The sequence below is a fragment of the Ignavibacteria bacterium genome (assembly GCA_017303675.1).
GTDB lineage: Bacteria > Bacteroidota > Ignavibacteria > Tepidaquicellales > OLB5 > OLB5.
Genome location: JAFLBX010000001.1, coordinates 282,936 through 308,613, shown reverse-complemented (window position 1 = coordinate 308,613; position 25,678 = coordinate 282,936). Strand labels below are relative to the sequence as shown.

Genomic DNA, 25,678 nt, shown 5'->3' with positions numbered 1-25,678 from the left:
AATAAGGAGAGTAAAATGAAAAAGTTATTAATTCTATTAATGTTTGCAGGTGTTGTATCTTCATATTCTCAGGTTTCTCAACAGTGGATTGCCAGATACAGCGCTTCAGGAGGAAACGATACTCCTACCGATATGGCAGTTGATGCATCCGGTAATGTATATGTTACAGGTATAAGCATTGTAAACGCAACCAGCTCTGATTTTTTAACCATTAAATACAATGCCGCCGGTGTGCAGCAATGGGAGTCCAGGTTCATTGGCAATGGCGGCTTTAACAACGATGAGGCGTATTCAATCGGACTTGATGCTTCAGGAAATGTTTATGTTGGCGGAACCAGCTTTGGCGGCGGTACAAGCCTTGATATAATGATTGTTAAATACAGCAATACGGGCTCCGTAATATGGGAAGTTAGATATACAAACCCTGAAGCGCGCGAAGATGAAATTATTAAAATGATAGTTGATGCTGCAGGAAATATTTATGTGGGCGGAATTTCAACTTATACAGCAACGCAAAAGGATTTTGTTATCTTAAAATATAATTCAGCCGGACAGCTGCAATGGGCAAGAACTTATAACAACAGCGGCAATAATAACGATTATCTTTCAAATATGACTGTTGATGTTTCCGGAAATGTATATGTTACAGGCTCCAGTTATGTACCGGGCAACAGCAGCGATTTTGTAACTGTAAAATATAACTCAGCCGGCATCCTGCAGTATGCTTATACTTTGAATGCAGGAGGTGATGATATAGGAACTGAAATTGCAGTTGACGCTTCCGGTAATGCGTATATTTCAGGTTATACTGACGCTTACGGAACAGGTTTCGACTTCTTTACATACTCACTTACTCCTGCGGGAAGTTACAGGTGGCTTTACAGGTATAATGGAGGCGCAAATGCAGAAGACAGACCACAGGGAATAATTACAGATCCTTCAGGCAATGTTTATGTAACAGGATTCAGTAACCAGGGTGCTACCGGATTTGACGTACTGACAATTAAATATAACTCTTCAGGTGCTGAACAGTGGGTAAGAGCTCTGAATGTTGGGGGTGATGACAGGGCATACGATATGACGCTGGATGCGGCCGGTAATGTTTTCCTTACAGGTAAAACCAATGCTTACGGTACCGCAGATGATTTCTTAACATGTTCGTACAATTCCAACGGTGATTTCAGATGGCTTATGGCTTATAATAATGCCCCGACAAACGGAAATGATTATGCTTCAAAAATTATCACAGATGCTGCAGGTAATGTATATGTTACCGGCGCAAGTAATGGGGGAGCTAATGATTATGCTACAGTAAAATATACTTCAGTTACAGGTATCCAGTCTTTGAACAATGAAATTCCCGGGCATTTTTCTTTAAGCCAGAATTATCCCAATCCCTTTAATCCTGAAACCAATATAAGCTTTAATATCCTTGTACATGGCTCAGTAAAGCTTGCTGTTTATGATGTTTCAGGAAAAGAATCTGCTAAGCTGATTGATAATTACTTAAATGCCGGGACCTATAATTATAATTTCAATGCCTCAGGGCTTACAAGCGGTATATATTTTTACAGGCTTACCGCGGGCAGTTATACAGAGACAAAAAAGATGATTCTTGTTAAATAAAAAAATTAAAATATAGAAAATGGAAAACATTAAATCTTCAAATCTGCTGTTACAGAAAATTCTTTGGGTGCTGCTTGTTGCTGCTGTTGGATTTGGGATAGGATATTTATTCAATAATATTCCCGCTTTCACTCTTGGCGGTGTAATTGGCGGTTCATTTGTGTTTTTTTACAAAAAAAATAAATGAAATTTTTAAAAATGAAATTTATGAAATATATAATAATTATCTTTCTGATTTTCTCAGCAAAGCTGAGCTCTCAAAGTGTACTTACATTTGAACCCGGTACATCCATGGGTGTCCTGGTACAATCTGATCTTTGCGCTAATATATTTAACGGAACCGGGTTAATATACGGCAGCGGTACTTTATGCAGCTTTGTGATTGGAATTGAACAGGACCCACAGGCAGTTAACCTGCCTGTAAAATATGACCTGGGTCAAAATTACCCCAATCCGTTTAATCCTTCTACTGTTGTAAAATACCAGCTTCCTGCAAGGTCTCAGGTATCTGTTATGCTGTTTGATGTTTTAGGCAGAGCCACTGAGCTTTTTGCCGGAACTCAGAATGCGGGCTACTATGATCTTTCAATAGACGGGACCGGTATGGCTTCTGGTGTTTATTTCCTCATGTTTACTGCAGGTGATTTTACAAAGACAATTAAATTAAGCTTAATTAAATAAAATAATAAATTTATGAAAAAATTTATAATTCTCACTTTGTTACTTTCAGTTTCTGCTATTTTATCACAGGATATCAACGGTAAGCTTGGTACTGGGGGAAAATTTATAATCAGGGATACTTCAAATACTTTTTTTACCGTTAACCAGGTTAACGGTTCATTGAACCTGTTTGAACCTTTGCAGGGAAGCCAATATGGTACGCTTCTAAAAGGCTCTGCCAGGTTCCTGCATACTTATTTCCCTACAGGTTCTGCAGGTTTTAATACTTTTCTCGGGATAGAGTCAGGTAATTTCACAATGACAGGTACGGGGCAGGAAAGTACAGCAAATACTGGAACGGGTTACCAAACATTATCAGGTTTAACTACCGGAAGCCATAACTCTGCTTATGGGCTTCAGGCTTTGTACTCAAATACAACAGGCAGTTTTAACTGTTCATTTGGCGCGGGAACCATGTTTAACAATACCTCCGGAAAGTATAATGCAGCCTACGGAAATCTTTCTATGACGTTTAATACCACTGGTGATAGTAATTCTGCTCATGGTTTTCACTCGCTTTTCAGCAATACATCCGGGTTTTCCAATTCTGCTTTCGGGAATAAAAGTCTGCACTTTAACAGTTCGGGATTTTTTAACTCATCATTCGGAAGCCGTTCACTTTATAACAATACAACAGGTTTTAATAATGATGCTTTCGGCTATGGAGCTCTTTGTTTTAACCTCATAGGCAGCAATAATTCGGCTTTTGGCACAGGGTCACTTTATAATAATACCACAGGCACAAATAACTGCGCATTTGGGCGTACAGCGCTTAACAGTAACACCATTGGCAGCAACAATGTAGCAATTGGACCCTTAGCGCTTTATAATAACATTTTAGGCAACCAAAATACAACTGTTGGATATCAATCAGGTGCAAACATTACTACCGGTAACAATAATATTACACTTGGATATGATGCATATGTACCTTCGCCATCCGGAAACAACCAGGTTCGCATTGGTAATACTAATATTACTTATGCAGGGATCCAGGTTGCGTGGAGCATTACTTCAGATGAAAGGTGGAAAGAAAATATCAAGCCGCTTAACCTCGGTTTGGAATTTATTTCAAAGCTAAAACCAGTTTCTTATACAAGGAAAAATGATAACACTCAAAAAACAGAGCTTGGCTTAATTGCACAGGATTTTGAAAAAGCATTAAATGAATGCGGTACAGATACAAAAATTTTAGGAATGCTGAATATAGATGAGAACGGAAATTATGAGATCAGGTATAATGATCTCTTCGCCCCCATAATTAAAGCAATACAGGAGCTGAAACAAGAAAACCGGGAACTCGAAGATCAGAAAATTGCTGAAACTACAATATTGAAAAATGAAATTGAAAGTTTAAGAAATGAGTTATCCTCAATAAAAGAACTAATCAGCACCATCAAAAACAGCAAAGATGATATAAAGCAGATTAAGTTATCAGAACAGTTAAAGTTATCAGAAGAGTAAAAAAAATAAAAAAGCCGGAAGGGAAATCCTCTTCCGGCTTTTGCGATTTAAAATTGTTTATTTATAATAGTAAATATATGAATTCAGATTTTCAATTTCCTGTTTCTTCTCTTCCGCATCTTCAGCCATCAGGTCACGCATTGATACAACACCAATCAGCTTTTCACCATCTCTTACCGGCATATGCCTGATATTTTCCTGCTTCATAATGTTCATACAGTCATTATAAGAATCATGGGCTTCCATTAAAATCACTCCTTTTGTCATAACGTCGTCAATTTTGGTTTCTTCCATATTCAGCTTTTTTGCAGCACACCTTGTCATCAGGTCACGCTCTGAAAAAATCCCCTTGAGCTTTCCACCTTCATCCAGAACCGGTACAGCGCCAATATTATTCTTTGCCATTTCTCCAGCAACTTCATATACAGTCATACCTGTATTTACATAGTGCATAGGTTTGTGTGTGCAGATATCGCGAAGTGATTTCATGGTTGGTACTCCTTTCTGGCCAGGATCGGTTTAGCTGACCGTAAAAAAGTTATCTTAATATATTCGGTGATATCTTAAAATAACATTTATTCTAACTTAATGCAACTTTAAATAGTGAACATTCAGTAAAGGTATTAAGTTTTGGCAAATTTTAACAAAAATTCTGAATTACTTATAGATATTCGATTATTTTTAAATCATTATTTTTTATTAATCAGGCAGCTCTTCGCAATGGTAATTCATGCCTTCAAGCACTTTTACTATCTGTCCGGGTAATATTCCTGCTGCTTCTACTCTTAAAATTTTTTCGTGGTCATCCAGGTCAAAGTTCCATTTGTAAATACCGGTCATTGAATTAAGCTGCGGTGCTATTTTACTTATACCTGTGTGATCAATTACTCCTGTTCGAAAAACGAATATTTCCATATTCTGAGTATTATTTAGCTCTTATTTAAAAAATTATTATTAATTTTCTTTATTCTTATTTAGTGGCTCTTCCTTTGCTTCTGCCTTGGCAGCTTCTGATTCGTTGTTATCATCGCTGAAAGTGAATACAAACCTGCTTTTGCATTTTTTATTGAACTTCTCTTTTTCTTCAGGTGTCATTGCTTCATATTTTGCGCGAAGTTTTTGCTTCCACATCTCTTCAGGGTAGCGGTAATGTGTTCTCCTTCCGAATCCTCTGCCAATAGAACCAAACAGTATTTTTGCTAGCAAAAGCAGTCCGGCAGACTGCCAGTAATTTAATTGCGGACCGTTAAATAATTGCGGAATAAGCGCGTTCCATAAAAACATTAATACTGCTGAGGTGAATGCAAGTATCAGAATAAGTTTTAGCAAAAAAAGCGGTCCTCTGATGATCTTTCTGTGTTTCATTTTGTTACCCGGAATTTGTATTTATAATTTTTTTCAGTTTCACTGAAAATTTTTGTTTTTAATTTGATGTAATTTCATCATAAAGCTCTTTTAATTCTTCCCTAAGAAATATCTCTGCATAGCGTTTTCTTGAAAGAAGTGTATTAATGCCTGTACCTGTTATCTCTGATATTTCCTTAAAGCTTTTTCCTTCAAATTCATGCATTATAAAAACTTCACGCTGTTTCTCCGGAAGCTTATTGAGTAATTCCTCCATCATTGGCCAGAATTCCTGCCTGTTGTAAAGTATATCCTGTGACTGGGTATCTGTATAATTTTCATCCTCAATGCCATATGAAGTATTAACATCTTCATCAAAAAGAGATTCATTGATTTTATCCAGTGAAACAGGCTTTATCTTGCGGTACCAGTCTATTATTTTGTTTGAAGCAGCTTTGAACAGCCATGATGCCGCCTTTTCCACAGGGTCTTCACGCATAGTTTTAGTGAACTGGTAGAATACATCCTGAAGGATATCCTCCGCGTCTGATTCCACCGCTACTCTGCGCTTAATAAAGCCAAGCAGCCTGGGGCTTTCTTTTTCGATAACTTCCTTTAAAAGGGAGTTTTGTTTTTCAAGATTTTCTTTCAAAGTCAGATCTTTACTCAGCTCCCCGGCAACAGCAATTTCCATTTAAATGGTTTGTTTTGCGTTAATAACATTATTTCTTTCTAATTAGTTAGACGGGTATTAAAAAAATTTATTTTAAGTTTTATTAATCAAACCATTTTTTTTCAGCCCCGCAGGGGGGCGTTATATAATTAAAAACCCATCCAAGAATAATTATTTCCTTTTTAATCACCGGTAATCAGCATTAAATTTGTACCAAACTATCAATTTATTTTGCAGGAAAACATACCTAACTACGGAAACCCTCAGCAGCCGGGTGAACAAAACTGGGATAAAAACTATAATTTTATCCCGTTAAGAAAGAAAACCATTGGCCCATGGCTTTATATTATAATGTTCCTTGCTACCTGCGTTACAACAACTATGGGAGGTGTATACTGGCTGGGAAAAGATCCCTACGATATCAGCAATTTCCATCTTGGTATTACTTATGCGGCGCTGGTTATAATGTTCCTCTCATTCCATGAATTCGGGCATTACTTTGCCGCGCGGATTCATAAAATTGATACTACACTTCCTTTTTATATCCCTATGCCCGAAATGCTTAACCCATTCGGAACAATGGGAGCAGTTATCAGGATCCGTGAACCGATAAAAACGAAAAAGGCGCTTTTTGATATCGGAATTGCAGGACCCATTGCCGGATTTGTAGTTGCAGTAGCATCTATTATATACGGCTTACTCACGCTTCCTTCTATAGATTACCTGTATGCAATACACCCTGAATATGTTACCGGCGGTATCCCGCCCGTATCCGGACTTACTTTTTCAAATACTCTCATCTATTCAGTTTTGAAAGCAATTTTACCGCTTCCTCAAAATGCTTTTATTCCGCCAATGAATGAGATCTATCATTATCCTTTCTTATGCGCAGGATGGTTCGGGCTGTTTGTTACCTCACTGAATTTAATGCCTATAGGACAGCTTGACGGAGGTCACATTATTTACGCATTGCTTGGTAATAAGCATAAAATTGTAACAAGGATATTTTTCGGGTTACTGGTTATTATGTCAGTTATCGGGATTATGAATTATATGGAAGTTATAAATTATCCTGATCTTGGTTCACCTATGTGGGTTATATGGGTTGTGGTGCTGTTCTTTGTGATTAAAATAGATCACCCGCCGTTCTATGATCAGGGTAAGCTTGGATTTGGAAGAAAAATGCTGGGAATGTTTGCTTTTATAATGTTCATAAGCTCTTTTACTCCCGCGCCGATAAAGGATTTTTAGATCTTTGTTAAGGCTTTTCTATCAGCTTCATATTCTCTGAATTCAGAAACCATTCAAAGTTTCCCTCGGCTGTTGAAGGATCAAACTTTACTTTGCAAACACTCGCGTTTTTAAAGTTAAGCTGAAGGTCTTTTACCGGGTTATCCTTTATCAGGCTTAATGAATATAAATTTACATCAGGCGCATGTCCGAAAACAGCTAAACTATTATGATGTGAATACCTTTTAATTAGCTGGTGAAAGCGATTATAAGTGCTGCCGCCTATAAGTTCAATAGCTGTTTTGATCTCCTCATCATATTTCATCACAGAAGCAAAAACCTCAGCGGTTTGTACCGCTCTTACCAAAGGACTGGATAAAATACAGTCGAAACGAATTTTCATATCTTTCAGCCTCTGGGCTACTATCCTGCAGTGGTTCCTTCCGTGTATAGTTAAATAACGGAAGCTTTCTTCAACAATTTCACTGTCAAGATCAGCTGCCACACCGTGCCTTATTATATAAATATCCATTTAAATTATTTTTCCTTCAGCAAACATATAATTTTCTGAACCTGTTATTTCAAAATCTGTAATTTTATTTTCAAGTTCAGCCTTATGCTTTGTTCTTACTTTTATGTAGTTATCCGTGAATCCGTATATGTGGTCATCTTCTTTGGCAGTTTCAAAAAGGACCTTATGTTTTTTCCCTTTGTTAACTGAATAAAACTGCATCTTCTTCTTATTGGAAAGCTCTCTCAATATCCTGCTTCGTTCTTTCCTGTCTTTCATTTCAACCCTGCCGGGCAAAGTTACAGCATAAGTATTCCTGCGTTCAGAATATGTGAATACATGCAGGTAGCTTATCTGCAGGTTTTCAAGGAAGCTTAAAGTATTCCCGAAACGTTCAGCGGTTTCACCCGGGAAACCTATAATAACATCAACGCCTATGCCAATACCCGGAATTTTAGAATTTAATTTTTCTATTAAGCCCTCATAGAAATCCCTGTTATACCTTCTTCTCATCAGCTTTAATGTATCCGGATCGCCGCTTTGAAGCGGAATATGGAAATGTTTGCAGAATTTATCCGATGAGCCTGTAAGTTCGATGATCTCGTCATTCAAAAGGTTTGGTTCAATAGAGCTTATCCGTATCCTGGGAATGTTAAGCTTTTCAAGCTCATAAAGTATATCTGCCAGCTTATTTACTTTCGGTGTTCCGTTCTGATAAGTATAGTCACCGGTATTAACCCCTGTAAGTACTATTTCTTTGTAGCCAAGATCCAGTAACTTTATGGCATTTTCTATTACAGTATTTACCGGCAGGCTTCTGGACTTTCCGCGGGCAAGCGGGATGGTGCAGAATGAACAGTTATAATCACAGCCATCCTGTATCTTTAGGAATGCCCGCGTTCTTGATTCAACATCGCTTGAATACGCATAATCCAGGTTTGTTATCTCATCTGCAGGTGATGTAAATACACAAGAAAGATCCTTCTTTTCAAAACCGTTAATGTAATCAAACAATCTGAATTTTTCATTGGCACCAAGTACAAGGTCTACTCCGTGAATTTCCGCTATTTCATTCGGCTGAAGCTGTGCATAACATCCTGTTACAATAATATAAGTTTCCGGATTCCTGTTAAGCACACTTCTTATTATCTGCCTGCATTCCTTATCGGCATTTTCAGTAACGCTGCATGTGTTAAGCACAAATATATCAGAAGCCTCGCCGTATTCCTTCAGGTTAAACCCGTTTGAATGGAATTTTCCCGCTAACGTCGATGTTTCTGAGTAGTTTAGCTTGCAGCCCAGAGTATGTAATGATACAGATTTAGCCATTATACAAAGTTAATAACAAATTGATACATATATAATGGAATTTTATTTACAGAATTATTAATTATAGTGTATATTACACTAAATTGTTGCATTTTTAGCAATTAAAAACAGTTTGTATGAAATTATATATTGTAATAACATTTATAGTCTTATTCGGTGTTTATCCAGCCTTTTCGCAGTATTCCGTTACTTCACCTGACGGAAATGTAAAAGTAAATTTCAGGTTGAATTCCGATGGTGAACCTCAATACAGAATTTCGTACAAAACAAATGGATTTTTAAACTGGTCAAACCTGGGTCTGAATTTCAAAGAATCAGGTGAGCTTAACAGTGGCTTTAAAATTTCAGGTACTGAAACCAATTCAATAGATGAAACTTTCAGAATATATTCCGGTAAATCTGCGTTTTCAAGAAATTACTGCAATGAAATAAAAATTTCTCTCGAAGAAAGCAGTTCGCCAAACAGAAAACTCGATCTGTATTTCAGGGCATATAATGATGGAGCAGCTGTAAGATATGGTATCCCTGCGCAAAAGAGCATGAGCCCGTTCATAATTTCTACAGAAGAAACCTATTTCAGCTTTGCCGGCGATTATCAGTGTTGGGCTATGAAGAAAGACCGCTTCAGGCACAGTTATGAAGGTGAATACAGAGAGTACAGGCTAAGCAATATCGATAACAAACCCGGTGATTCAACAAGTTACTTCCCGTACATAACACTTCCTCTTACTATGAAAATGAATGAAGATCTTTATGTTTGTGTTTCAGAAGCTAACATTACAAATTATCCGGGTATGCATCTTGTAAAAACATCAGGTAAAACATTAAGGTCAAAGCTTGCGCCTGATACAGTTTACAAAGATATTTCCGTAAGAGGCAGCGCTCCGGCTTTCAGCCCGTGGCGGTTATTTATTATTGGCGAAAACGCCGGCGATCTTATTGAATCAAATTTAATAATGAATTTAAATGATCCCAATAAAATTCCTGATGCAGAAAGCTGGATAAAACCCGGCAAATCTACATGGAGCTGGTGGGCTGAAGACAGGGGATTTCCCCAGGATTTCGGTTACCAGATACTTGCTACAAAAACCGTAAAATATTATATCGATTTTGCCGCCGCCAATAATTTTCAGTATGTAACCCTTGATGGCGGCTGGTACGGCTGGTTTGATGCTACTAAAGATGACGCCGTTCATGATATCACTAAATCACTGCCAGAGCTTGACCTGCCGGAAGTAACAAGGTATGCCGCATCAAAAGGAGTTGGAATTATCCTTTGGGTTGTGTGGTATGAGCTTGAAAGGCAAATGACCGAAGCTTTGAATTATTACCAATCGCTCGGTGTTAAAGGAATTAAAGTTGATTTTATGGATAGAGACGACCAGTATATGACCGATTTTTATAAAAGAACTGCCGAAGAATGCGCAGCAAGAAAGATGATTGTTACTTACCACGGAGCATATAAACCGGACGGACTTAGCAGAACTTATCCAAATATTTTAACATACGAAGGAGTGCTTGGAAATGAAAACGCAAGATGGATAACCGGCTTCCCTCACCCCAAGCATAACGTAACGCTTGCTTTTACACGTATGGTTGCAGGGCCGATGGATTATACCCCCGGTTCATTTACTAATGTTCCCGAAGAAAAGTTCGAAGGCAGGTGGCGGCACCCCATGACAAAAGGTACCCGCTGCCAGCAGCTTGCAATGCCCATTGTATATGAAACCGGCATTCAATCGCTGTGTGAATCTCCCAAAATTTATGAGATGTATCCTGAATTTGATCTTTACAGGCAGCTTCCCGGTACATGGGATTCCACAATTGTAATTGATGGTAAAATAGGGGAGTATATAATAATTGCCAGGAAATTTAAGGATTCATGGTTCATTGGCGGTATGACAAATTCTGATTCAAGAGATGTTAATTTTGGGTTAAGTTTCCTGGGCAGCGGCAGATATGACGCAATGATCTATTCTGATGCTTCAGATGGCAGCACCAATCCTGAAAAAGTCATAATTTCAAAGCTGAATACCGGTTCATCAAATAAAATAGCTCTTAAAATGGTTAAAGGGGGCGGCTTTGCCGCAATTTTTAATAAAATCAAATGATAAGTTTTTTACTTCTTCAGTTTTCCGTTTACCCATTTTAAAAGGTCAAAATATTCAAATGCATTTTTTTCGTATTTATCTTCTTTTATCTGTGAGAGATTTTTGCTCAGTATACTGAAGTTGAATATTAGGTCATCATCTGTTTTTACTTTCTGAAGCTTGCGTATAAAATCAATTACAAGCTGTTCAGTTTTGAACAGCTTTTCATGTTTACAGAGATATCGGTATGTGCTTATAAGCAGATGTTTCAAAAGCTCAAAATTTTTGAGCTCAAAATGAATGATGAGGTAGATAATTTTTATGTAACATTCATAATCTGATCTTTTGTTCAGTAAAGGGTGGCTTATCAGCTTATTAGCCGCATGTAATGCTTTTGTGTAATTTTTTTCCTCAAGCCGGCATACTGTAATATGGTACATTATTGAAAGCTCTGTATCTATCTGTAGTTTATCTTTATATTTTATCAGAATTTTTTCTAGCTTCGGGATTAATTTAACGGCTTTATCCTGCTCTCCCTTTTTTAAATATATCCTTAAATTCAGGTATTCCCTGAATATTTCAAAATCATCAATGCTGTATTTTTCATTTTTTATTTCCCCGTAAAGCTTAGACATAAAGTATTCAGCTTCTTCTGCTTTATTCAGAGGAAGGCAGCACTCTATTAAAGCATACAGAATATTGACAGGGTAATTTAGTATATAATCTTTAAAGGGGTATGGATCTTTCTGTACAATTTCATATCTTTTTAATAAAGCTTCATATCTTTTTTCATTATCTCCCTTGATGCCTGATAATATTTCAATTACTCTCCAGTATCCTTCCAGTGCCCTGTTGCTGTGAACCTCATTTTCAGCTTCCGGTAAATTTTCCTTTAATATTCTGTCCAGCACCAGTGATTGTTCTTTATCGCGGCTCAGGCCGTAATACCTGAAATTATTCAAGAGCAGGCTTGAGGTTTTTCCGTATTCAAATATTTTCAGCATTTTACCGGCAGCTTCAGAAGCTTCATTCATGATTTCATCGGCTTTTTGAACCTGTATAAGCTTTTTGGGAATGATAATTCTTTCCATATCAAGTATCTGCAGCAGGTATCCGAATTTTTCATGGCGGTATGCAAATTCTTTAGCCTTGGCAATTGCCCTGAAATATTTAGGGTAAAGAGCTTTATTGAACAGTACCCAGCATTCTGCTATCATTGCATGCATCCTTCCGTCTGCCTTTGATGAGTAACTATAGTCTGTTAAACTGCTGATTATCAATCCGTAAAGGTGATTTTTATTGAATGCAAAATTCCTGCAAAACTTTTCGTTTTTATATTTTCTTCTGAATTCTTTTTCATTGTAAATTTTTTCTTTATCTAAAGCCTTGAACAACTCTAGATATAATTTGCTGCTGCGATTAACTTTGCCTGAATTCAAAACAAAATAACGCTTCTCGGTTTTATCCATTGAACGGATCAGTTCAAAAAGATCGTTTGAAACCTTCATAGAAATCTAATGATTTATCTGAATTATTATATATTACAGCAATATTATGAATATTATCAATAAATCCAATATAAATAGAAATCAAATATTACAGGCATTTTTGGCTTTGGTAGAGTTATAACAGTTTAATATATTAAATTGATATAATATTTATTAATCAAATTAAAATTATGAAAATTGAGATGAACGTATTCGCCCTCAAAAATTTATTTTTCTTTTTTGTATTTACTCTGCTTTTGCTTCCTTGCGGTGATGCTGTATCGCAAAGCTTCACAAAAATAACATCAGGCTCATTTGTTAATGATGGCGGAGCATCCAGAAGCGTGAACTTTATTGATTATGATAACGATGGAGATCTTGACCTGTACGTAAGTAACGGCAAAAGGTTCGGTCAGCGCAGCTTTTTATATCAGAATAATGGCGGCAGCTTTACCCGAATCTTTAACACCGGCCCCGTTAACGACAGCCTTCCCTTTGACGGTTCAAGCTGGGGTGATTTTAACAACGACGGACTCCTGGATTTCTGCACTGTTACATGGTATGATTCCGTAAGCGTTCTGTATAAAAATGATGGCGGCGGTAATTTTACCTACCTTGGTAATTCACCAATAGTAACCAACCGCGGATTTTCAGAAACATGCAGCTGGGGAGATTATGATAATGACGGTTTACTTGATATAATAGTAACCAACAGCAGGTCAAATAATTCACGGAACAGGCTTTATAAAAATACAGGAAATAATACTTTTGTAAGTGTGGATTCAGGAGCTGTGTTTAACAGTCTTGGTCTTCTTTCAAGGGGAGCCAACTGGGTAGATATTGATAATGACCGTGATATTGATCTTTTCATCGCAAATGAATCAGGAGCTGTTGATTATATGTATAAAAATAACGGAGCCGGGTACTTTACTTCTGTTACAGGCATTCCGCCCACAACAAGCGGAGGTGTTTCATGGAGCTCAAGCTGGGGAGATTATGATAATGACGGTGATCTCGATCTCTTTGTAACAAATTCTGAAAATCAAAAGAATTTTCTTTTCAGAAATGACGGTAATTTTAATTTTACACGTATTGTAAATGATCCCATTGTTAATGAAAATGGTTATTTTGCCTGCTCAGGCTGGGGAGATTATGATAATGACGGCGATCTTGATATGTATGTTACCCAGGCTTACGGTCCCGCCAATGTACCGCTTACAAACTGTCTGTATAAAAATCTTTTGGTTGAATCAGGTACTCCTTCATTTGAGAAGATAACTGATGGCGAAATTGTTAATGATCTTGGATATTCATACGGTTTTGCCTGGGCTGACTGGGATGCTGATGGCGACCTGGATCTTTTTACTGCAAGGACTTTCGGAGAAAATGAAAACAACACAGCATACTTAAATAACGGAAATTCAAATAAATGGCTCATAGTAAAATTATCAGGGGCAAATGCAACTAATATCTCTCCTATATCGTCTAAAGTAAAAGTAAGGGCAGTGCTAAACGGAAATCCTGTATGGCTGATCAGAACTGTTGAAGGGCAGTCAGGTTATTGCGGGCAGAATATGGACCTGCATTTTGGTCTCGGTAACACAGCAGTTATAGATAGTATTGTTGTTGAATGGTCTTCCGGCAGCACTGAAGTTTATACAGGCGTACAGGTGAACCAGATAATACGCATTGTTCAGGGAACAGGTATAATCGGTATCCAGAATAACGGAATTGAGCTGCCGGAAGGCTTTGATCTTCAGCAGAACTATCCGAACCCTTTTAATCCCGAAACTACTATAAGGTTCAATATTCCGGCGGGATTGAGTGAAAATATTACTAAGCTTGTTGTATATGATATAACCGGCAAAGAAGTTGCCGTTTTGGCTAACCGCCGGTTTTTGGCCGGTGAATATGAAATTAGCTGGGAAGCCGGCAGCAATCCCAGCGGGATTTATTTTTATGTGCTAAATAGTGATAAATATTCCATAACCAAAAAAATGATCCTGCTTAAATGAATTATATAAATCACATAAAAACAACAATATATAATTTTAAACCAATTGATAACCTCAATCATCCAAATTATGTATAAGCAGTTATATTGTTTATTATATATATTTTTATAAATTTGTAATAGAATATTAATGGTGCGTTAATATCAAAAAGGTCCTGCAATGTTTAAATTTTCTGAATAACTATATTTATAGTCACACTGCAGGATAAATAATTGTCTAAGTTATCATAAGCATAAACGTATCATTAATTTAAATAATCATTTAAAGGAAGTAAACCTTTTTAAAAACAGGAGCATCAAAAGGTAAATTCAGTTTGGTTAAACAGACTATAGAATTTCTCCTTCTGGAAAAGAATGAAAGAGCAGTGCGATTGGGCGACGCTTGTTTTGAGGGCTCAAGCGTGAAGGCGGCTTAGTTAAAAGTAGGCTGCCGCCTGTCTCTGAAAGTGTTAACCTGTATTTGACCCATAGGCAATATTTTTTGAGACAGGCATCGCACAGGCTCTTTTATATCTCCTCCGTTTAAAAAAGCAATTTTCAATAAATGATATTTCTAAAAATGATTTAATTTAAGTTAATGTTAAAATTTTTTACAAAAATATTTCTGAACCTGTTATTTCTTTTCTTTTTTGCCGTATCCTTGTACGCGCAGGCAGGAAATGAAATTGCCGGCGATGAAAAAACCTCTCCGAAAAAAACATCTGATACAAAAGTTGACGGTATTATCAATGAAAGCGAATGGTCCGGCGCTAAAGTTTTCACTGATTTTAACATGATGATACCTAAATCTGAAAGCAAAGATTATGACAGTACCATTGCTTATGTAAAACAGGATAGACAGGCTATATACATTGCTATAAAATACTGGCCTAAAGGAAAGCTCATCAGGCAATCCTTAACCCGTGACAGAAGCACTGAAGAAGAGAACGAATTTTTTATACTGCTGGACCTGGAAAATAAATCTCAGAACGGTTACATTTTTGTAGTAAGCTTTCTTGATAACCAGCGCGATGCGCTTGTGTATAACCAGCGCAACCAGTCATATGAGTGGGACTGGCAATGGGAAAATAAGTCAAAAATTATCCGTGAGCCTAAAGACGGACAACCCGGCTATGTTGAGCTGGAAATAAAGATTCCGGTTGACAGGATCCAGAATAAGAATAAAAAACAGTTTGGCATAGATCTGCAGCTTTTTTCATATAAGCCTGACGGAAATTATTATTACTACTCTATAGCAAAAGATGCGGAATTGCTGAACCTGAAGAATCTCTATAAATACGATATTACAACACCGTTTGATGAAAAATTAAATCTTAGGTTTAATTTAACCCCATACCTGATGGCTAACAAATTCAATAACCTGGATGGCGCATTTAAATACGGCGGTGAATTTGCAATTAGCCTTGATAAACATAAATTAAAAAGTACATTCCATACAGATGAATCAACACTTGAAGCTGATCCCTTCAGGTTCTCATTCTACGGCAGGCCGATCTTCCTTCAGGAAAAACGCCCGTTTTTCAGCAAGGATCTTGATCTTTTTAATACACCAATAAACCTGTTCTACACAAGGGCTATTTCCAATATTGATTACGGTTTTAACTATACCTACCGCAGCGATAAGTTCAAGCTCGGCGCAGTTTACGTTCAGGAAGATACTCTTCCGTTCGCTCCCGGCTCTAAACGTTCGTTCATTGCCGCCCGTCCCAAATTCAACTTCCAGGATTTTAATATCGGCGGGCTTATAGTTCATACCAGAGATACACTCAATAATTTCAAAGAAACTGTTGTTGATGTTGATGCAAAGATCAAAGGGCCATCCAGGTTCTGGTTTATTCCCCAGATCGCTCACAGCTTTAATGCTGATGGTTCAGGCGGTAATATGTATAATGCTTACCTGTTCTATGAATCGAACAGCAATGGCGGTCCGTTCATGGATGCAAGCTATACCAGGTATGATTCCAACTTTAACGCATCAACGTTATTTAATAATTACGGAAATGATTACGATGAAATAAGTGTGAGCGGAGGATACCAGTTTGTGAGAAATACAAAAACTTTCAGCAATATATCAGTGAATGCCGGCTTTTACCGTGCCCGCAGGTTAAGTGATGGCTTTAATTATCAAAACGGTTTTAACCTCAACGCTTTTTATAAGGTAAATGGCTGGCTTAACATTTCACATTATCTTTCTTACGACAGGCCAAATGATTTTGATGCCAATAATGAAAAAATTACTTACGATAATGTGTTAGGAGAAACATTCGCAAAAGTTCTTTTTGGCAGCAATTCTATAAGCGCAGGTTTCTATGGCGGTAAATATTTTGGCTCTACTCTATATAACCCATACGCAAATATTGACCTCTCGTTTTTCGGAAGGTTAAGGCTTATTGGAAGTTATAACTACCGTGAATTTGCTGACGTAAAGCAATCAATTTACAGCGTTAAGCTTGATTTAAAGGTTTTTGATAAGCTTTACCTCAGGTCATATTTTCAGAAAGATACTTACGGCAAACGCGCTTTATGGAATACGATGGTGCAGTATGAGTTTTTCGGCGGAAGCAATGTTTATCTAGTGCTTAATCTTGATGGTGACCGCCTGCAGTACACAAGGAGATATTTTAAGGTCAGTTATGAATTTAATTTTTAGTTCATAAATATAAGTTTTAATTAACATTCTTTTCCATAAATCAAATTGAACAGCTATGCAAAAAGTTCTCTTAGCAGCATTTGTCTTTGCCCTTCATAGCTTCATATTCGGGTCTATGTTACATTCAGGGGAAATCCGTGTAGAGCCCCAAAAGCTTAGATATGAATATAAGGTCGAAACTGATCTTACTGCGGAAAAATTTTCAGATGTATTCTGTAAACGCCTGAGTACAAAACATAAGTGGGAAAAGATAGGCGCAGAAGTTACACCGGATGAAACATATACCAGCCGCTTCAAATTTAAGGATGAAAATGCGCATTCATGGGAGTGTGAAGTAAGGATTCAGCAGGATAGATCAGATACCCGGAAAATGGACGTTGTGATGACTATGGATCCCATGCTTGGAAGCTGACCCCTCAAAAAAAATTCATATTTTTAACACTAAAGCCGTTTTGATTTTAAAACGGCTTTTTTAATGACTCAGGTCATATTATAATTTTTTGATCATGGTTATTTTTGATTAAAAAAGGAGGCTGAAAGTGCCGATCCCGACCAGCAGGACAAATGAAACAGCTGCGCTTACTATAGATCAAAGCAAATGTAATTTATGCGGGGCATGTGTTGAAGTTTGCAAGGATTTTTCATTATTTATCGAAGGTGATAAGCTGCTTGTAAGCAATAAACCCCTTTTTGGATGTATGGCCTGCGGCCAGTGCGCCGCTGTGTGCCCTACCGGCGCAATTATTGTCGATGGCAGAACTCTTAGCCCGCATGATTTTATAAACCAGCCTATAAAACAGGTAAGAGCTAAATATGATTCTCTTCTGAACCTTCTGGTATCAAGAAGAAGCATCAGGGATTTTAAAGATAAGGAAGTACCCGAAGAGCTAATTCAGAAAATTCTTGATGCTGCTGTTACCGCGCCAATGGGATTGCCGCCTTCAGATGTAGGTATACTGATTTTCAGCGGTAAAGAAAAAGTACGAGCTTTTTCGTTTGATTTTATTGATGAACTGAAGAAGATGAAAAAATACTTTTCACCTTTTATGGCTGCCCTAATGAAACCATTTCTTAAAAAAGCTGATTATGAGCTAACCAAAGGTTTTATTGCTCCTTTGATAGATTTTTTTGAAAAAAGCAGATCCTCGCAGAAAAATTACCTGCTTTATGATGCCCCGCTGGCTGTATATTTTTATAATTCCGGTTATGCTGATCCCGCTGACCCCTATATAGCTTCAACATATGCAATGTTGGCTGCACATTCACTGGGACTCGGCTGCTGCATGATCGGGAGCATTGCGCCTTTCCTTAAACATATGAAGGCTTTAAAAAAGAAATACAACATACCCCGAGAATCTAAAGAGGGATTGTTCCTCATTTTCGGATATCCGAAATATAAATACAGAAAAGCAATAAAACGCTCATTTGCAAAAGTAGATTATACCTGATGCTGCAGCTTGTCTGAAATATTAAATTCGTTACCCTATTTTAATTCTTAAATTGTTATTTTACCCTGATGATAGTAAAATTTCTCAGGAAAGAACTCTCCTTTCTGCTTGCCTTGACGGCAATTGCAGCCTTATCTGCTTTTGGCAGTCACCCTGTTATTAAAGAATCATTACTTCTTGAAGCCGTATTATTTGTACTGGTATTTAGCGTAATAATATATGCGGCTTTGGGAGTAGTGCATCACGCAGAGCTGCTTGCTTATAAATTCGGTGAGCCATACGGAACGATGATATTGACGCTTTCAGCTGTAACAGTTGAAATTATCATGATAGCATCAATGATGACGCATGGAGATTCAGATCCGGCTATTGCCAGGGATACAATATTTTCAACCCTGATGATCCTGCTTAACGGACTAACAGGGCTTATTATGCTGATAGGTGGACTTAAATACGGTGAGCAAAAATACAACATAAAAAGCACCAACTCCTTCTTTTCAATGATATTCGGGATAGTAGGTATAGGGCTGTTTCTGCCGCTGGTAATTCCGCAGGTGAGTTATGATGTTTATGAAATTTTTCTTGTGATCATATGCCTGCTGCTTTATATTTTCTTTCTCAGAATGCAGTCTAAAGAGCATAATTATTATTTTAAATTCGAAGGTGCCAAAAAAAATATTTCCGGAGAGCATGAGCACCTTCCTCCGAAGAAGGATATCAGCACTTTTTATAACTTTATAATGCTTATTGCAACAATTGCAGTTATATCTGTTTTGGCTGAAAGCCTCTCGGTTTTTGTCGATGACGGTATAGCAAAGCTGCATTTACCTTCTGCTGCTGCAGGTTTGATAATTGCAATCATCATAGTTTCACCCGAAGCGCTCACAGCTATACGTGCGGGGCTGAATGATGATATGCAGCGGGTAATTAATATTTCCCTTGGCTCCATGCTTTCTACTGTAAGCTTAACTATACCGGCAGTACTTATTGTCGGTCTGCTGATAAGCCAGGATGTAATGCTTGGGTTAACTCCGCTGCAATCCGTAATGGTTATCGTTTCACTTCTTGTGGGAATACTCAGCTGTAAAGATGGGGAATCTAATGCGCTGCAGGGATTTATTCATTTTATTCTTTTCATTACATTCGTTTTCCTTATTTTTGTCTGAAATAAAACACCCGTGTACAGATCTTTAATACTGCTTTTTCTTTTTACAGCCACAGTCTCTTGTGATACCCTTAACATTTTATTTTTAGGTGATACTCACTTTGGCGATAATTACCAATATGACCCGAAATTCAGCAGGGGAGTGAACATAATTAATGAATATGGATATGATTACTTCTTCGAAAATGTAAAAGATATTCTCCTCTCATCAGATATTTCTTTCTGCAATCTTGAAACACCGCTGACAAAAAATCTCACTCCCGTAAGTTCAAAGAAGCCTTATCTTCACTGGTCTGATCCTGTTAATACCATAAAATATCTCAGCCTTAATAATATTAAAAATGTCAGTCTTGGCAATAACCATGTATTTGATCAGGGTATTACGGGATTTACCGAAACAATTACATCGCTCCAAAATAACGCAATTAATTATTTCGGCGCGGGTAATAACTCAATTGAAGCCATAAAACCCTTAATCATAGATGAAAAAGGAATGAAATTGATAGTTTTTGGCGGGTTTGAATACCGTGCCAGCTATGATACTATGTATAAATTCTATGCTGATTCCATTACTCCCGGAGTTAATATACTGGATACCCTGAGAATGAATCCAGAGATCTCAAAATACAGAAATGAATACCCATCGGCTAAAATAATCATTTTCCCGCATTGGGGAAGTAATTATAAACAGGCTAACCAAAGGCAAATAACATTTGCAAGAAGCTGGATTAATGCCGGGGCTGATTTAATTGTTGGACACGGCGCTCATACTTTGCAGCAAATTGAGAAGTTTAACGGAAAATGGATTATTTATAATGTCGGGAATTTTATCTTCAACGCCCCCGGAAGGTACAGAACAACCGGTGCCAAACCTTACAGCGCTATCCTGAAGCTTACAATAGAAAATAATTCTGAAAAAATATATATGTATCCAATATATACAAACAACAAAACAAATGATTACCAGGTAAGGGAGCTGGGCGATGATGAATTCACGGAACTGGAAGAGTTTCTATTGAAAGGGAAGTTAGAATATTCCGCTTATGAAAATGAATACTTTGAGCTTAAATAATTAGTATTCTCTAAGGATAGTTATATTTATTGAATTTGAAACCAGCTCGCCTTCCCAGGCTTTTATGAACTCTTTGCTTGCGAAATCAGTATACCTGCTGTTAACTAAATAATAATTTCCTTCTTTTGTAAAAGTATTGCGGTATGTTATATTAAAATTCCAGTCACCCCGGGGCGGGGCGCTGCGGCATGGCCAGAAAATATCAAACTCTCCGGTGTGAACCAGTGAATCATATGGAGCTACTTTTACAAATGAGCTGTATTGATTGAATTTGAAATACCACTCAACCTTTTCACCATTAATTTTAACCGGTTGCAAACGGAAACAATGGCTATATCCTTCATATTCATCGCTTCTGCGGCTAAGTTCAAAGAACGGCTCGTATTTGATCAGTATTGAATCAGCAGTATTGTTATACAATGTGTAATTTATCAATATGGGGTCAGTATTTTCATTCAGTGAATAAATTTTCCTGTATTCACTTTTGTTAGAAGAAATTTTAACCGTTACATCCTGTGATAAAATATTTATCGATACTGTAAGCAGTATTAAAATTATTATTTTCATTTTTACCTGTTCGAAATTATGAAATTCCGGATGTTATTGCAGGTATCTTCTATCATTGCATTCACAGCTTCTGATGTGTGAGCAGATTTATGCGGAGACATAATTACATTCGGCAGCTCCCAAAACGGGTAATTTGCCGGCATTACAGGCCCTTCACTTTTGCCCGGGTATTTATACCAAACATCAATTGCTGCACCTGCCAATGTTCCATCCTTTAATCCGTTATACAGCGCTTCTTCAGAAATTGTTTCACCCCTTCCAACAGTAATTAAATATTTTCCCTTCATTTGAGCAATTTTTTCAGCATTTATTATATGCTTTGTTTCCGGATTTAAAGGCAAAATATTGAATAATACATCACTTTTGGCAATTACCTCATCTAATTTGTTCGTTATTTCATCAGCATGATAATCTTTTACGCCATCAACGTTTCTTTTAAAACCTATCGTATAACAATCAAATACCTTCAGATATTTTGAAATAAATCTACCTATATGCCCGTAACCAAGTATTCCGATTCTTTTGTTTCTTATAGTTGTCCACATATCATCAGCTTCTTTGGTGCGGTTCCATTTTCCGTTTTTTAGATCATTGTGAAATTCATTAATTTTTCCAAGCAGAGCCAGTGCAAGCGAAACAGAGTGTTCTGCAACATATGGAGCGTTTGCATGGGTGTTATAAAGTGTAATGCTGTTTTGGTTGATAACATCTAACGGAAAATTATTCAATCCCGTAAATGGAACAATTACTGCCTTCAGCTTTTTTGCTGATTCTATTTCCCCGGCTGTAAGCCTCCCTGCTATAACGGCATCTGATGTACCCAGCTCATCAATACGGTCTGCGGGATTATCATTAATTTTAAATTCAATCCCCGGAAATTCATCCTTTAATCTTTTTAAAGGCGCATCCCAGTCTTTACTAAGCTTGCTTAAAAATAATATTTTCATAATTTTAAATCCTGAGCGCCTGACTGCCGAAGCGATAGCGCAGGCAGTAAGCGAAGGATCTCAGTCTTTCTATATACATTTAATATAATTGATTTATTGTTTCCCTGTCTCCGTGTTAGTCTGCTTTTCTACCATCCTTCAGAACCCTCTTCACCCTTAAACGGTCCTACAATATTCTTCGTTATCCACCCTCCGTAAAATTTGCCGGGCTGCGGTGTAACAAGCTCATCATTTACATAACATTCATCCAGCTTCTGTGCGTAGAACGCCAAATGATCTTTCAATTTCGCAAATTCCGGTACCGGGTCAGGGTAGTACCAGCAAACATACCTTACCTGATTATCACCGCCTGTATCCAGATGGTAATAGCTTGCCTCGCCTTTCCATTCGCAAAAAGAGTGATTCTGAGCCTTTTCAAACATCTTCATTTTTACATCCTCAGGCGGCAGGTAATATACCGGCGGGTGTGAAGTTTCAAGGACACGTTTGGCATTTTTAGATTCAGCGATAATAATACCGTTATGGATTATTTTTATATTACCTTTAAAATCTTCTATTCGAGGAGGCCTTGGGTAATCCCACACACTTTCTTCACCGGCTTTTGGTTTTATCGGTTTCATAATTTTTCTTTTCTAACACACAGGCAACTTTCCAAAAGCGAAAGTCAGGCTAAAGCTCAGAGCTATTATTTGTGCCTGATAATTCAACCGCCCAAATTTTAAATGATACAAAGTTAAGTTGCATATTTATCATAAAACAGCCCACGACTTCAGTCGTGGGAACAATAAAATTATAACATTATAAACCGTTTTAACGGTTTATAGAAAAACAGGTAATTCTCATTAAAATTTGCCTCTGAATTATTCACATACAAAAAAAGGCAGAATAAATCTGCCTTTTTGTTCATGTTCAAAATATATTAAGCCAGTACTTCATCGCTTACAAGGTAAAATCTTTCAATTTTAGCCTCAAAACGGGTACCGTCACTCCGCATCATGGTATAGCTGCCTTCCATTGTGCCCCAGTTGGTGTTCAGCGGGCAGTGGCTTGAGTATTCAAAAGATTCGCCGGCTTCAAGCTCCGGTGTATAGCCCACAACGCCCGGGCCGTCGACAGTTTCCTGGTCACCATCGGAATTAATTATAAGCCAGTGCCGCGAAAGCAGCTTAACCTTGCGTTCGCCTGTATTGGTTATTATAACCCTGTAACCGAAAGAATAACGGTTAACTTCGGGGCTTGATTGTTCGGGGATATATTCAGGGAATACCTGAACCCTTACTCCTTCGGTAGTTGTATCAGAACCTATCTGATGAGCGGTAGTTACGTTTTGCATGTGTAATTTTAACACAATATTTGGATATAATCAATGGGTTTAAAACGAGTGACAAATTTTTGGATAAAAAATCTAACCTTTTACAAGCTCTTTTTGCTTTTTTTCTTCCGGCAAGCCGTTTCCCTCACGCCTGTGGCGTTCACCGATCTGCTGGCGCCACATTGCATAATACAAACCTTTCATTGCGATCAATTCTTCATGTCTGCCTTCTTCTACCATACTTCCTTTTTCAAGCACGTAAATTCTATCTGCGTGCATTATTGTTGAAAGCCTGTGCGCTATAAGTATTGTGATATGATCTGTCCTTGCTGAAACGTCACGGATAGTCTGGCTTATCTCTTCTTCGGTTAATGAATCCAGTGCTGATGTTGCCTCATCAAACACCAGCAGCCTTGGGTGCCTTAGTAATGCGCGCGCTATGGATAGGCGCTGTTTTTCGCCCCCCGATACCTTTACACCGCCTTCGCCTATAACGGTATCAATACCTTTATCAGCCCGCGCAAGCAGATTCTGGCAGGCGGCTTTGTTAAGTGCATCCATTATCTCTTCATCTGTAGCCTTAGGGTTTACAAATAAAAGATTTTCCTTAATTGTTCCGGCAAACAATTGTGTATCCTGTGTAACAAATCCTATCTGGTTGCGCAGGTTATCAAACTCTATTTCCTTACCCGGCACACCATTGTAATACACAGTGCCGCTTTGCGGTGTGTATAGACCCACCAGCAGCTTTACGAGAGTTGTTTTTCCTGCGCCTGAAGGACCCACAAACGCAACTGTCTGCCCCACGCTTGTTTTGAATGAAATATCCTCAAGTGCGTGAGTTGATGCGCTTTGATGTTTGAATGTAACGTTCTCGAACTCGAATGTTTCTATTTTACCTATCGATACAGGATTATCCGGTCTTTTTTCAAGTGGTGTTTCAATTATATCTTTAAAGTTATTCAGCGATACTTCGGTTTCCCTGTATACATTTATGATGTTGCCAAGCTCCTGCAGGGGACCGAAGATAAAAAATGAATATATATAGAGAGAAAAGAATTCACCCGCCGTTATTACACGTGAAAAAATAAGGTACATCATCAAAAACAGAATTGATGTCCGTAGAAAATTCACAATTGTACCCTGAATGAAGCTAAGGCTTCTTACAAACCTGACTTTTTTAAGCTCTAAGGCAAGAATTTTTTCCGTCGTAGTGTTCAGCCTGTTGATTTCCTGTCCTGCAAGACCTAAGCTTTTAACAAGTTCAATATTTCTTAACGATTCTGTAGTTGTGCCCGCAAGTGCTGTTGTTTCACCGACAATCTTTTTCTGTATCAGCTTTATCCTTTTGCTAAGCTTCGAGCTGATAAATGCTATCAATGGAGCTGTTAATGCGTAAACCGGGAAAATAACCCAATGTATCGAAAATGAATAAATGGTTACAAAAATGAGCCCGATCAAAGTAGTATATACTATATTTATTGCCAGGGCAATTAGCTTTTCAACATCTGTTCTTACTTTCTGCAGAACGCCAAGAGTTTCACCGCTTCGCTTATCTTCAAATACCTGGTAAGGCAGCTCGAGGGAGTGTTTTATGCCGTCAGCGTACATTCTTGCGCCAAGCTTCTGGGTTATCAGGTTTATATAATAATCCTGGAAATTCTTGGCTACCCTTGATACAAAGGCTGCTCCAATGCCCAGTCCAAGCAAAAGTCCAACCCCCTTAAAGAACTGCTCAGAGGTATATTTATCGAATTTTGTGGCATAATCATCAATTATGTACCTTACGATCAGCGGGTCCATCATTGAAAACATCTGGTTTATGGCTGCTAAAACGAGGGCAAGGATTATAAATCCCCTGTAATTTTTGAGATACGAAAGAAGTAATTTCATCTATATATGGTTAGGCTGCAATTTTAACTAAATTATTTTAACTAAAAAAGGTATTACATATTTATCTTTCAATAAAGAAATTTTAAATAAAATTAACCCGCTTTCCCGGTGGAAAGTGGGGTCAAAACCTTGCTGT

Annotated in this window: 24 protein-coding genes; 12 read left to right on the top strand and 12 right to left on the bottom strand. The window is 37.7% G+C overall.

Translation table 11 applies throughout. The annotated features are described in order from the left end of the window. Window positions 1-15 precede the first annotated feature (15 nt). From J0M37_01395 to J0M37_01380, 4 genes are read left to right on the top strand one after another with little or no spacing between them, the layout of a single operon-like run. Window positions 16-1,626 (top strand): SBBP repeat-containing protein, encoded by a 1,611-nt coding sequence (locus J0M37_01395; protein MBN8583721.1) that lies wholly within the window; start codon window positions 16-18, stop codon window positions 1,624-1,626. Window positions 1,627-1,645: 19 nt separating this feature from the next. Continuing rightward, window positions 1,646-1,813 carry a hypothetical protein gene (locus tag J0M37_01390; GenBank protein MBN8583720.1) on the top strand — a complete coding sequence of 56 codons (168 nt, stop codon included), beginning with the start codon at window positions 1,646-1,648 and terminating at the stop codon, window positions 1,811-1,813. A 20-nt stretch (window positions 1,814-1,833) separates the two neighbouring features. Next, entirely contained in the window at window positions 1,834-2,307 is a 474-nt protein-coding gene (locus J0M37_01385) for a T9SS type A sorting domain-containing protein (GenBank protein MBN8583719.1), read from the top strand. Between the two features lie 12 nt (window positions 2,308-2,319). Further along, window positions 2,320-3,810, top strand: coding sequence for a tail fiber domain-containing protein (locus tag J0M37_01380; protein ID MBN8583718.1), 1,491 nt, complete (start codon window positions 2,320-2,322; stop codon window positions 3,808-3,810). 57 nt (window positions 3,811-3,867) lie between these two features. Here J0M37_01380 and J0M37_01375 read toward each other — a convergent pair whose 3' ends face one another. The 4 genes from J0M37_01375 to J0M37_01360 all read right to left on the bottom strand — a co-directional run bounded on the left by J0M37_01375 (window position 3,868) and on the right by J0M37_01360 (window position 5,848). Then, a complete protein-coding gene (locus J0M37_01375; GenBank protein ID MBN8583717.1) occupies window positions 3,868-4,299 on the bottom strand; it encodes a CBS domain-containing protein in 432 nt (143 codons plus the stop codon). A gap of 210 nt (window positions 4,300-4,509) precedes the next feature. Continuing rightward, entirely contained in the window at window positions 4,510-4,725 is a 216-nt protein-coding gene (locus J0M37_01370; protein ID MBN8583716.1) for a hypothetical protein, read from the bottom strand. Window positions 4,726-4,764: 39 nt separating this feature from the next. Further along, complete coding sequence (locus J0M37_01365) at window positions 4,765-5,175, bottom strand: hypothetical protein (GenBank protein ID MBN8583715.1); 411 nt, start codon at window positions 5,173-5,175, stop codon at window positions 4,765-4,767. A gap of 58 nt (window positions 5,176-5,233) precedes the next feature. Continuing rightward, complete coding sequence (locus tag J0M37_01360) at window positions 5,234-5,848, bottom strand: RNA polymerase sigma factor (GenBank protein ID MBN8583714.1); 615 nt, start codon at window positions 5,846-5,848, stop codon at window positions 5,234-5,236. A 210-nt stretch (window positions 5,849-6,058) separates the two neighbouring features. Here J0M37_01360 and J0M37_01355 point away from each other — a divergent pair, with 210 nt between their 5' ends. Then, a complete protein-coding gene (locus tag J0M37_01355; protein MBN8583713.1) occupies window positions 6,059-7,078 on the top strand; it encodes a site-2 protease family protein in 1,020 nt (339 codons plus the stop codon). A gap of 7 nt (window positions 7,079-7,085) precedes the next feature. On the opposite strand, the gene sixA is transcribed toward J0M37_01355, so the two are convergent. Then, a complete protein-coding gene (sixA, locus tag J0M37_01350) occupies window positions 7,086-7,589 on the bottom strand; it encodes a phosphohistidine phosphatase SixA (protein ID MBN8583712.1) in 504 nt (167 codons plus the stop codon). Continuing rightward, window positions 7,590-8,897: a tRNA (N(6)-L-threonylcarbamoyladenosine(37)-C(2))-methylthiotransferase MtaB gene (gene mtaB / locus J0M37_01345; GenBank protein MBN8583711.1), complete on the bottom strand. Its 1,308-nt coding sequence runs from the start codon at window positions 8,895-8,897 to the stop codon at window positions 7,590-7,592. A 116-nt stretch (window positions 8,898-9,013) separates the two neighbouring features. Between mtaB and J0M37_01340 the strand changes: the two genes are divergently transcribed. Next, window positions 9,014-11,008 (top strand): glycoside hydrolase family 97 protein, encoded by a 1,995-nt coding sequence (locus J0M37_01340; GenBank protein ID MBN8583710.1) that lies wholly within the window; start codon window positions 9,014-9,016, stop codon window positions 11,006-11,008. An 8-nt stretch (window positions 11,009-11,016) separates the two neighbouring features. Here the strand turns inward: J0M37_01340 and J0M37_01335 are convergent, their stop codons facing one another. Then, window positions 11,017-12,495, bottom strand: coding sequence for a hypothetical protein (locus J0M37_01335; GenBank protein ID MBN8583709.1), 1,479 nt, complete (start codon window positions 12,493-12,495; stop codon window positions 11,017-11,019). 170 nt (window positions 12,496-12,665) lie between these two features. Between J0M37_01335 and J0M37_01330 the strand changes: the two genes are divergently transcribed. The 6 genes from J0M37_01330 to J0M37_01305 all read left to right on the top strand — a co-directional run bounded on the left by J0M37_01330 (window position 12,666) and on the right by J0M37_01305 (window position 20,823). Continuing rightward, entirely contained in the window at window positions 12,666-14,489 is a 1,824-nt protein-coding gene (locus tag J0M37_01330; GenBank protein ID MBN8583708.1) for a VCBS repeat-containing protein, read from the top strand. Between the two features lie 576 nt (window positions 14,490-15,065). Then, entirely contained in the window at window positions 15,066-17,138 is a 2,073-nt protein-coding gene (locus tag J0M37_01325; protein ID MBN8583707.1) for a hypothetical protein, read from the top strand. A gap of 55 nt (window positions 17,139-17,193) precedes the next feature. After that, a complete protein-coding gene (locus tag J0M37_01320; GenBank protein ID MBN8583706.1) occupies window positions 17,194-17,550 on the top strand; it encodes a hypothetical protein in 357 nt (118 codons plus the stop codon). A gap of 127 nt (window positions 17,551-17,677) precedes the next feature. Then, window positions 17,678-18,586 carry a nitroreductase family protein gene (locus J0M37_01315; GenBank protein ID MBN8583705.1) on the top strand — a complete coding sequence of 303 codons (909 nt, stop codon included), beginning with the start codon at window positions 17,678-17,680 and terminating at the stop codon, window positions 18,584-18,586. 68 nt (window positions 18,587-18,654) lie between these two features. Next, a complete protein-coding gene (locus J0M37_01310; protein MBN8583704.1) occupies window positions 18,655-19,752 on the top strand; it encodes a calcium:proton antiporter in 1,098 nt (365 codons plus the stop codon). A gap of 12 nt (window positions 19,753-19,764) precedes the next feature. Continuing rightward, window positions 19,765-20,823, top strand: a complete 1,059-nt coding sequence (locus J0M37_01305; GenBank protein MBN8583703.1) for a CapA family protein — start codon at window positions 19,765-19,767, stop codon at window positions 20,821-20,823. On the opposite strand, the gene J0M37_01300 is transcribed toward J0M37_01305, so the two are convergent. The 5 genes from J0M37_01300 to J0M37_01280 all read right to left on the bottom strand — a co-directional run bounded on the left by J0M37_01300 (window position 20,824) and on the right by J0M37_01280 (window position 25,542). Further along, window positions 20,824-21,390, bottom strand: a complete 567-nt coding sequence (locus J0M37_01300) for a hypothetical protein (GenBank protein ID MBN8583702.1) — start codon at window positions 21,388-21,390, stop codon at window positions 20,824-20,826. Between the two features lie 2 nt (window positions 21,391-21,392). Beyond that, window positions 21,393-22,337, bottom strand: coding sequence for a hydroxyacid dehydrogenase (locus J0M37_01295; protein MBN8583701.1), 945 nt, complete (start codon window positions 22,335-22,337; stop codon window positions 21,393-21,395). 128 nt (window positions 22,338-22,465) lie between these two features. Beyond that, the gene (locus tag J0M37_01290; protein ID MBN8583700.1) at window positions 22,466-22,957 is read right to left on the bottom strand and encodes a DUF427 domain-containing protein; all 492 of its coding nucleotides are present in this window, start codon (window positions 22,955-22,957) and stop codon (window positions 22,466-22,468) included. Window positions 22,958-23,256: 299 nt separating this feature from the next. Then, window positions 23,257-23,670 carry a Co2+/Mg2+ efflux protein ApaG gene (gene apaG / locus J0M37_01285; GenBank protein MBN8583699.1) on the bottom strand — a complete coding sequence of 138 codons (414 nt, stop codon included), beginning with the start codon at window positions 23,668-23,670 and terminating at the stop codon, window positions 23,257-23,259. A 72-nt stretch (window positions 23,671-23,742) separates the two neighbouring features. Then, window positions 23,743-25,542 carry an ABC transporter ATP-binding protein gene (locus J0M37_01280; protein ID MBN8583698.1) on the bottom strand — a complete coding sequence of 600 codons (1,800 nt, stop codon included), beginning with the start codon at window positions 25,540-25,542 and terminating at the stop codon, window positions 23,743-23,745. Window positions 25,543-25,678: the final 136 nt, after the last annotated feature.